The 8922-nt window shown below is 66.4% G+C and carries 8 protein-coding genes; 5 read left to right on the plus strand and 3 right to left on the minus strand.

The genetic code is table 11. The features are described from left to right. Both WB508_RS06055 and WB508_RS06060 read right to left on the minus strand, forming a co-directional pair. Positions 1-189: hypothetical protein (locus tag WB508_RS06055; protein ID WP_423843983.1), on the minus strand; the 189-nt coding region annotated here is incomplete at its 3' end. A 10-nt stretch (positions 190-199) separates the two neighbouring features. Then, positions 200-2806, minus strand: coding sequence for a DEAD/DEAH box helicase (locus WB508_RS06060; RefSeq protein WP_423843984.1), 2607 nt, complete (start codon positions 2804-2806; stop codon positions 200-202). 208 nt (positions 2807-3014) lie between these two features. Between WB508_RS06060 and WB508_RS06065 the strand changes: the two genes are divergently transcribed. Both WB508_RS06065 and WB508_RS06070 read left to right on the plus strand, forming a co-directional pair. Then, positions 3015-3434 carry a hypothetical protein gene (locus WB508_RS06065; protein ID WP_423843985.1) on the plus strand — a complete coding sequence of 140 codons (420 nt, stop codon included), beginning with the start codon at positions 3015-3017 and terminating at the stop codon, positions 3432-3434. A gap of 31 nt (positions 3435-3465) precedes the next feature. After that, positions 3466-4284, plus strand: a complete 819-nt coding sequence (locus WB508_RS06070) for a dioxygenase (protein ID WP_423843986.1) — start codon at positions 3466-3468, stop codon at positions 4282-4284. On the opposite strand, the gene WB508_RS06075 is transcribed toward WB508_RS06070, so the two are convergent. Next, positions 4281-4667: a thioredoxin family protein gene (locus WB508_RS06075; RefSeq protein ID WP_423843987.1), complete on the minus strand. Its 387-nt coding sequence runs from the start codon at positions 4665-4667 to the stop codon at positions 4281-4283. The two genes, WB508_RS06070 and WB508_RS06075, sit on opposite strands and share 4 nt — an antisense overlap. Before the next feature lie 96 nt (positions 4668-4763). Between WB508_RS06075 and WB508_RS06080 the strand changes: the two genes are divergently transcribed. The 3 genes from WB508_RS06080 to WB508_RS06090 all read left to right on the plus strand — a co-directional run bounded on the left by WB508_RS06080 (position 4764) and on the right by WB508_RS06090 (position 8880). Continuing rightward, on the plus strand, positions 4764-5849 hold the full coding sequence (locus WB508_RS06080) for a PQQ-dependent sugar dehydrogenase (protein WP_423843988.1): 1086 nt from the start codon (positions 4764-4766) through the stop codon (positions 5847-5849). 119 nt (positions 5850-5968) lie between these two features. Further along, a complete protein-coding gene (locus WB508_RS06085) occupies positions 5969-6139 on the plus strand; it encodes a hypothetical protein (protein WP_423843989.1) in 171 nt (56 codons plus the stop codon). A gap of 344 nt (positions 6140-6483) precedes the next feature. Further along, positions 6484-8880: an immune inhibitor A domain-containing protein gene (locus WB508_RS06090; protein WP_423843990.1), complete on the plus strand. Its 2397-nt coding sequence runs from the start codon at positions 6484-6486 to the stop codon at positions 8878-8880. The last annotated feature ends 42 nt before the right edge of the window (positions 8881-8922 follow it).

Raw genomic sequence — 8922 nt, forward strand, 5'->3', positions numbered from 1 at the left:
GGCGTAGGTCTCGCGAGCGGTCGGGTTGTCGGTCTTCAATCCGGCGATGCGCGGGTCGGGGGCATTCATCGTGGTGATGGGCCTCGGCGACGACGAGACCTGCGGTTCCGCATCCCCGCCCCCCGCGCAGGCCGCCGTCATCAGCAGCATCAGCGCCGCGATCAACCCTGGCACGCCGCGTCGGATCACGACCGGAACCCTAGTGGCGCAGTGCCACGAGCCGAGCCAGCTCGGCGTCGGACAGCTCGGTCAGGGCGCTCTCGCCGCCGTTGACCACAGCGTTGGCCAGCGACCGCTTGCTGGCGATCAGCTCGGCGATCGACTCCTCGATGGTGCCTTCGCTGATCAGGCGGTGCACCTGCACCGACTTGGTCTGACCAATGCGGTGGGCCCGATCGGTGGCCTGGTCCTCGACGGCGGGATTCCACCAGCGGTCGTAGTGGATGACGTGGTCCGCGCGGGTGAGATTCAAGCCGGTGCCAGCGGCCTTGAGGGACAGCACGAACACCGGCACCTGGCCGGCCTGGAACTTGTGCACCATCTTCTCGCGGGTGGGCACGCCGGTGCCGCCGTGCAGGAACTGGTGCTCGATCTTCTTCTCAGCCAGGTGGCGGGTCAGCAAGCGACCCATCTGTGCGTACTGGGTGAACACCAGCACCCCGCCGTCCTCGGCGACGATCTCCTCGACCAGCTCGTCGAAGACGCCCAGCTTGCCGGACCGGCCGCCCAGACGACCTTCGGTCTCGCGTAGGAAGTGTGCGGGGTGGTTGCAGATCTGCTTGAGCTGGGTCAGCAGCTTGACCACCAGGCCGCGGCGTTGGATGCCGGCGGCCTGCTCGATCTGGCCCATCGTCTGGCGCACGACCGCCTCGTACAGCCCCACCTGCTCGCGGGTCAGGTGCGTGGTGTGGTCGGTCTCGATCTTGGGCGGCAGCTCCGGCGCAATGCCGGGGTCGCTCTTGCGGCGGCGCAGCAAGAACGGACGAATCAGTGCGGAGAGCCCGGTGGCCGCCTCGTCGTCGCGGCCGGACTCGATGCGCCGCGACCACTGGCTGCGGAACTGGTCGTGCGTACCGAGCAGGCCGGGCGTGGTCCAGTCGAGGATGGCCCAGAGCTCGGAGAGGTTGTTCTCGACCGGGGTGCCGGTCATCGCGATGCGGGCGTCGGACGGGATGTCTCGCAGTGCCTGGGCGCCGCGCGAGCGTGGGTTCTTGACGTTCTGTGCTTCGTCGGCGACCACCATGCCCCATCCGGGTGCGTGCTTGGCCAGCAGGTCAGAGTCAGCGCGCATCGTGGCGTAGGTCGTGACGACGAAGCCCTCGGTCGCGTCCTCGACCCACCGCCGCGGGCCGTGATAGCGGTGCACCGGCACACCGGGCGCGAATCGCTTGATCTCGCGCTCCCAGTTGCCCAGCACCGACGCCGGACACACGACCAGGGTTGGCGGTGCCTCTTCGCCCGTGCGTTTGCGGTGCTGCTCGTGCCGGTTCAGGTGCAGCGCGATGAGCATGACGGTCTTGCCCAGTCCCATGTCGTCGGCGAGGATGCCGCCGAGGCCGAGGTCAGTGAGCTGGGCCATCCACCGCAGACCTTGCAGCTGATACTCGCGAAGCTGGCCCTCCAGCCCGGCAGGCTGCTCGGCCGGGACGATGTCGCGGTCGCTGGCGGCGAGGCGCACGCGCACGTCTTCAAGCCAGCCGACGGTGTCGACCTGGGTGGTCACGCCGTCAATCTGCATCTCACCCGTCACGGCTGCTCGCAGCGCCTCGATGGCGTTGATCTCGCCGGAAGTGCGGTGCAGGGCGCGTTCGATGCGGCTCTTCTCCACGAACACCCACTGGTCGCGGATGCGCAGGAAGCCGTGGTGCGAGGACGCAAGCTCTTCGACCTCAGCGGCCGTCAGCTGCTGTCCGCCGATCGCGATCTGCCAGTCGAAACGGAACAGCTGCGCCTGGGTGAACGAGGAGGGTCGGTCGCCGGGCATGCGCTCGTCGCGCTGCACCACGACCGTCGTGTCCAGCTCGCGCACCAGCTCCGGAGGCCAGCTGATGTCGGCTCGGCATGCGATCAGCAGCGTGGTCAGATGGCCAGAACCCAGCTGAGCGAGCTCGTCGGTGCTGACCGTCGTGGCGCCGCGAGCGGTGGCTTCGCGCAGGCGTGCCGCCGGTGCCCACCGGTCGTCGAGACGGCGCAGCATCGTGAGCAGCGGCTCGCGGGCTCCGATGCGCGGGTGCAGGTCGTTGCCGATCAGATCGGTGGCCTCGAACGCCGCGCCGGGCGACGGGCGCACCCGCAGTCGAACCACTGCCGCCTCCGTGGCGGTGGGTTCGCTCAGGAACGTGATGACGAAGGTATAGGAGTACGTGACCGGCCGGTACGGGTCCGGATTGCGCTGCGATGCCTCGTAGGTCGATCGCTGCGGGGTGGAGGCGGCCGCCGGTGCATCAACGGCCAGCGAGGCAAGAAAGCCCTGCACCTGCGCCAGTCCGGACTTGCCGTTGACCATCGGGATCGACTGCGCCGCGTGCTGCAGCTGGCTGTTCTCGCCATCGGTGGGGGACCCGAGTCCACCTCGTGCCATCAGTCGTAGCGCGAGAATGGCGGGATTGGCCCAGGCGCGGGCCGAGCGGTCGGCGTACATCACGCGGACGCCCTGACTCAACGTGCCGATCGCCTCATTGGCGGTGACGCGTTCTTCTCCGTCGGGGGAGTGGAACACGAACCGCGAATCGGCCGGCGTCTCACCGACCTCGAACGTGACCTGATGGCGCAGCATGGCGCGCAGGTCCAGAGAAGAAATGGGCATCGTTCCATTATCTCGTACAGGTGGTCATGGTGTTCGTTGAGGTTCGGCATGTCGCTGGTGGCATCGCGTGTGCCTTCGATGTGCCCAGGCCAATCTTTGGTGCGGCAACGGTGCGGACGCGGTCGGCCAGGCGCGGCAACAGGCAGGCCTCGACCACGGCGCCGCCCGGCCGTTCCTGCTTGTCGGGGCCGGCTGGCAGGTTGGTCCCATGGATCCTGACGAACCGGTGGCGCCCTGGTTCGACGACGTCTTCGAGCTGTTGTGCGACGGCCGATCGGCCGCCCTGCGCCGACGACTCGCCGCGTCGCGGGTGCAGCTTGCCACGCTCGTGGCAGTCGACCACCCTGACGCCGAGCTCACCCCCGATCTGTTCCTCGACTGCGTACCGCACCTGGTGCTCGAGGTGAATCTTCCAGAGTCCGCGGCGGCCGCACGATCCCACGTCTCCGTGGTGTCTCGGCTGGTCGAGGCAGTGGGTGACGGCGGGTCTGACGTCTCCACCGAATCGGCCCGCCTCGCGATCCGGTCGGCACGGCACGGCGTCGACCAGCGGGCAGCCGCGCGGCCTGACGACGCATGGGCGCATCGCATTCCGCAGCGCCTGCTGGACGAGCATCGGCCCCGGTGACTTAAGTTGAAGTATCAACTACTATGACGTGGTGACGACATACTCGATCGCGGACCTCGAGGACCGACTGCGTCCCAGCGAGCGGATGCCGGCCCTGTTCATTGGTCACGGCAACCCCATGAACGCGATCAGCGACAACAAATTCACCCGGGCCTGGCGCAGCGTCGGACACGATCTGCCGGATGCGCAGGCCATCGTCGTCATCAGCGCGCACTGGCTGACGCCCGGGCAGACGCACATCACGGACGCGCCGCGCAACCGAGTCATCTACGACTTCGGTGGATTCTCCGAAGAGCTGTCGCAGGTGCAGTACCCCACCGAGGGTGATCCCCGGGTGGCTGCGCTGCTGGCCCGCCAGCTGGCCGAGTACGAGGCCAGCCTCGACGCGCAATGGGGCCTGGACCACGGCACCTGGAGCGTGCTGAAGCACCTCGCGCCGGAGCCGACTGTGCCGGTCCTTCAGATCAGCATCGACTACGCCATGCCGCTGCCGCAGCTGTACGACCTGTACTCGCGCCTGCGAGACCTGCGGCGGCGAGGCGTCCTGTTCATCGGCAGCGGCAACATCGTGCACGCGCTCGGCCGCGCCCGATGGGACGGCGGAGCAGCCTGGGACTGGGCCGAGCAGTTCGACCACGACACGGCCGCGGCCTTACGTGACCGACGGGTCGACCAGCTGGTCGACCCGTTCGGCACGTGGTCCGAGGCTCACCTGGCTGTGCCCACGGACGATCACTACCGCCCCATGGTCGCGGCGCTCAGCCTGCTCGAGCCGGGCGAGGACTTGGAGTTCTTCAACGAGGCGATCGACCTGGGGTCGATCGGCATGCGGTCGTTCGTGACCGTTTAGGCCTGGCCGCCTGCTGCAGCGGCCGCTTCCTGCTCGGCGACCTTCTGCTTGACCTCGACCATGTCGAGGGCGCGAACCTGTTCGATCAGGTTGTCCAGCGCGGGTCCGGGCAGTGCGCCGGCCTGCTGGAACACCATCACGCCGTCGCGGAACGCCATCAGTGTCGGAATCGATGAGATGCCGACCGCCGTGGAGAGCTCCTGCTCGGTCTCGGTGTTGATCTTGGCGAACGTGATGTCGTCGTGCTGCTCGCTGGCCTTCTCGTAGATCGGGCCGAACTTCATGCACGGACCACACCAGGAGGCCCACCAGTCGATCAGGGTGATGCCCTCGGTGTCGAGGGCGTCGTCAAGGGTCTGGGCTGTCAGGTCAACTGTGCTCATAGTCAGTAGAACGTCCGAAGGTCCTGTGGCATTCCATGAGTGCCGGAGCTACTTCTCCAGGAAGCCGACCTTGAGCATTCCCGGCATGATCAGTGCATGGACCGCAGAACATTGCTGATCGGCGCAGTGGGTGCAGGTGCCGCCATGCTCGTGGGATGCAGCTCTGACGACGACTCGTCAAGCCTTCCGACGTCTGATCCGACCACGAGCAGGTCGCCGCTGCCCGGTGCCGTCGACCTGACCGTGGCCAGCACCATCGCCACCGGTCTGAACGTGCCGTGGGGCATCGCTTTCCTTCCCAATGGCGACGCGTTGGTGTCCCAACGCGATGACGCGACCATCGTGCGCATCGCGACCGACGGCTCCGTGACCACGCTCGGTGCCGTGCCCGGCGTGGCGCCGCGCGGCGAGGCCGGGCTGCTCGGCATCGCTCTCGACCCCGATGATCCCGCCGTGCTGTTTGCCTTCGTGAGCACCGCGTCGGACGACCGTGTCGTCCGGTTTGACCTCGATGGAGATCAGCTGGGCGACCCGACACCGATCCTCACCGGAATCCCGGTGGGTTCTCGTCATCACGGTGGACGGCTGTTGTTCGACGACGAGGGCACGCTGTTCGTCGCCACGGGAGATGCCGGCAACGGCGAAACCGCTCAGGACAAGGACGCTCTGGGGGGCAAGATCCTGCGCATCACCCGCGATGGCAAGGCCGCACCGGACAACCCGTTCGACAACCGCACGTGGTCCTACGGCCACCGCAACATCGAGGGCCTGGCTTTCGACGCCGACGGTCGGCTCTGGGCCACAGAGTTCGGCGAGAAGAAGGCCGACGAGCTCAATCTGATCGAGCGCGGCGGCAACTACGGCTGGCCGAAGGTCGAGGGGAGAGGCGACGAGTTCATTCAGCCCAAGGTCACGTGGAAGACCGACGACTGCTCGCCAGCTGGTCTCGCCATCACCCAGTCGACCGCCTTCCTCGGCGCCCTGCAGGGCCGCTCGGTGTTCGCGGTCCCGCTGGATGGTGAGTCAGCAGGGGAGCCGCGCGAGTTCTTCGCCGGCGAGTACGGACGCATTCGCAACGTGTTCGTGGCTCCTGACGATTCGCTGTGGGTCACGACGAGCAACACTGACGGGCGTAACCAGCCCGAGAAGGACGACGACCGGATCCTGCGCGTCACGCTGTGACGGGAAATATCGCGACACGGAAGGCTACCGACCGGTAGACCTTCACCGGCTTGGAACATGAGGATAACCTCAGGTCAGGGCGACACCTGTCGCTGTGATCTGATTTTTCGGAGTACCCCATGGACGAGACCACGTTCGACATCGACAAGACTCACCTCGCTGAGGCGTCGCGCCGGTTCCCGGCCGACCGTCTTGCTGCGGCAGTGCCGCATCCGCGCTCTGACATGAGCTATCTGGCTTCGCCGACCGCAGAATTTGGTCGCCACGCCTGGGATGAAAGCGGTCACTGAGACCCTGCTCGGGACCTGCCACCACGGGTCCGGGTGAACGATGAAGGCCCCGGATGCACTCCGGGGCCTTGGTGCGCCAGGCGGTGGACACCGCTTTGCCAGTGGCGAATCCCATTCTCGAGGTCTTTGCGGATGCTGCGCCACAGTGTGGGCGCGCGAGACGTCCCTGAAAGATTTATTCTCTCGTGATCTAGTTCTCAGGTGCTATTTAGTTATAGTCCTTTCTAACTACACCCCGGTCATGTGTGTGGCGCGCCTTCGAGGCGGTCATCGGCAGGCGACGCCTCATGCGTCACCTCGCAGCGCGGTCGGGATCGAACCTAGAACACCCTGAGGGGGGAACAGTGAAGCGTGTCACCACAGGCCTCGTTGGCCTTGGACTCGCTGCGTCGCTCGGGCTGGCCTATGCGCCAGCCAGTGTCGCGGAGACGGCGCCGCCGGTCAGCGGAGCCGAACGTGTCAGCAAGAATCATGAACTGCCCAACCCGTTGGAGGACAAGCGGCGGGCCCTGCGTGAGCAGGCCGTGACCGGCGTCATCAACGGCGATTCGAAGGCAGTGCAGAAGAACGGCAGCTCGGTCGTCAAGGTGGGCGAGGGACTCAGCCCGGCCGACGCCGCGCGGCAGGGAAACAAGGAGTACCGCAAGGACAAGAACAAGAAGGCGAAGAAGGCCAAGAAGCAGGATCAGTACGTCGAGCTCTCGCAGGAACGTGCCGACAAGATCTTCGTGATCCTGGCTGAGTTCGGTAACCAGCGTCATCCGAACTATCCCGACCAGGACACCAATCCGTCGAAGCCCGGCCCCACCACGTTCGAGGGACCGCTGCACAACGCCATCCCTGAGCCGGACCGCGCGAAGGACAACTCCACGGTGTGGCAGGCCGACTACGACCGCCAGCACTACCAGGACCTGTACTTCGGGAAGGGCGATGGCGTCGAGTCGGTCAAGACCTACTACGAGACCCAGTCCTCGGGCCGCTACACGGTCGACGGCACGGTCGCTGACTGGGTGAAGGTGCCCTACAACGAGGCCCGCTACGGCCGGGACGCGTCCTCCCGCACGGTCTGGAACCTCGTCAGGGATTCACTCGCCGCCTGGGTCGAGGACCAGAAGGCCAAGGGCATGAGCGACGCCCAGATCGCGTCCGAGATGGCGTCGTACGACATGTACGACCGCTACGACTTCGACGGGGACGGCGACTTCAACGAGCCCGACGGGTACATCGATCACTTCCAGATCGTGCACTCTGGCGGCGACGAGGCCGACGGCGATCCGCAGCAGGGCGAGGACGCCATCTGGTCGCACCGGTGGTATGCGTTCGTCACCGACGCCGGCATGACCGGCCCGCCGCAGAACCAGCTCGGCGGCACCCAGGTGGGTGACACCGGCATCTGGGTCGGCGACTACACGACGCAGCCGGAAAACGGTGGCCTATCGGTGTTCGTGCACGAGTACGGCCACGACCTTGGCCTGCCTGACGCGTACGACACCAGCGGTGGCGGCGACAACTCCAACGAGTACTGGACGCTGATGGCCCAGAGCCGTCTGAACGACAAGGGCGAGGCGCTTGGTACCCGTGCGGGTGACCTGGGCGCGTGGGAGAAGCTGCAGCTCGGTTGGCTGGACTACGAGGCAGTGTCCGCCACGCAGAAGAAGACGGTCGAGCTCGGCCCTCAGGAGTACAACTCCAAGAAGGCTCAGGGTGCGGTCGTCGTGCTGCCCGAGAAGGAGATCACGCGCGAGCTGGGCGCCCCGGCGTCTGGCGACAAGCAGTTCTTCTCCGGGTCGGGTGATGATCTCGCCACGTCGATGACCACGGAGGTCGATCTCACCGGCAAGACCGGCGGCGAGCTGACCGCCAAGGTCCGCTACGAGATCGAGGAGGGCTACGACTACGCCTACATCCAGGCCTCCACCGACGGTGGAGATTCCTGGACGTCCTTGGACGGCACCATCGGCGGACAGCCGATCGGCGAGGACGGCTCCGGCAACCCGGGCATCGATGGCTTCCAGAAGACCTGGGCGGACTTGAACGTCCCGCTGGGTGCCTACGACGGCCAGAAGGTCCAGCTCCGGATGTACTACCGCACCGACGGTGGCTGGGTGGAAGCTGGCTTCTTCGCCGACGACATCGTGGTTTCTGCCGGTGGCGAGGAGCTGCTGTCCGACGGGGCCGAAGGCAGCTCGACCTTCACCCTGGACGGATTCTCGAGCGTCGGAGCCTCGACGACGGAACTGTATGACAACTACTACGTCATGGGTCACCGGTCCTACGTCGGCTACGACACGTACCTGCAGACCGGGCCGTACAACTTCGGCTTCAACAACACGAAGCCGGACTTCGTCGAGCACTACCGCTACGGACGGGGGCTGTTGATCTCGTACTGGGACACCTCCCAGATGGACAACAACACCTCGGCCCATCCGGGTGCGGGCCGCAACCTCCCGATCGACGCGCATCCCGAGCCGATCATCAACACGGCGACCGACAAGCCGTGGCGTGCGCGCATCCAGGTGTACGACGCACCGTTCGGCACGATCAAGGCCGATTCGATGACGCTGCACACCAACGGCGTGCCCAGTGACATCCGGGCGCAGAAGGCGCAGAGCGTCTTCAACGACACCGACCAGTACTGGTACGCACAGCTGCCGAACCACGGCGTCAAGCTGCCCGCGGCCGGTGTGAAGGTGACGGTGGAGAAGCAGAAGGGCACCACGATGGAGGTCAGGTTCAACTGACCTGACGTGCCGAGGGGCCCGCATCCAGGTGGGTGTGGGCCC

It is taken from the genome of Aeromicrobium sp. (genome assembly GCF_049586495.1).
GTDB lineage: Bacteria > Actinomycetota > Actinomycetes > Propionibacteriales > Nocardioidaceae > Aeromicrobium.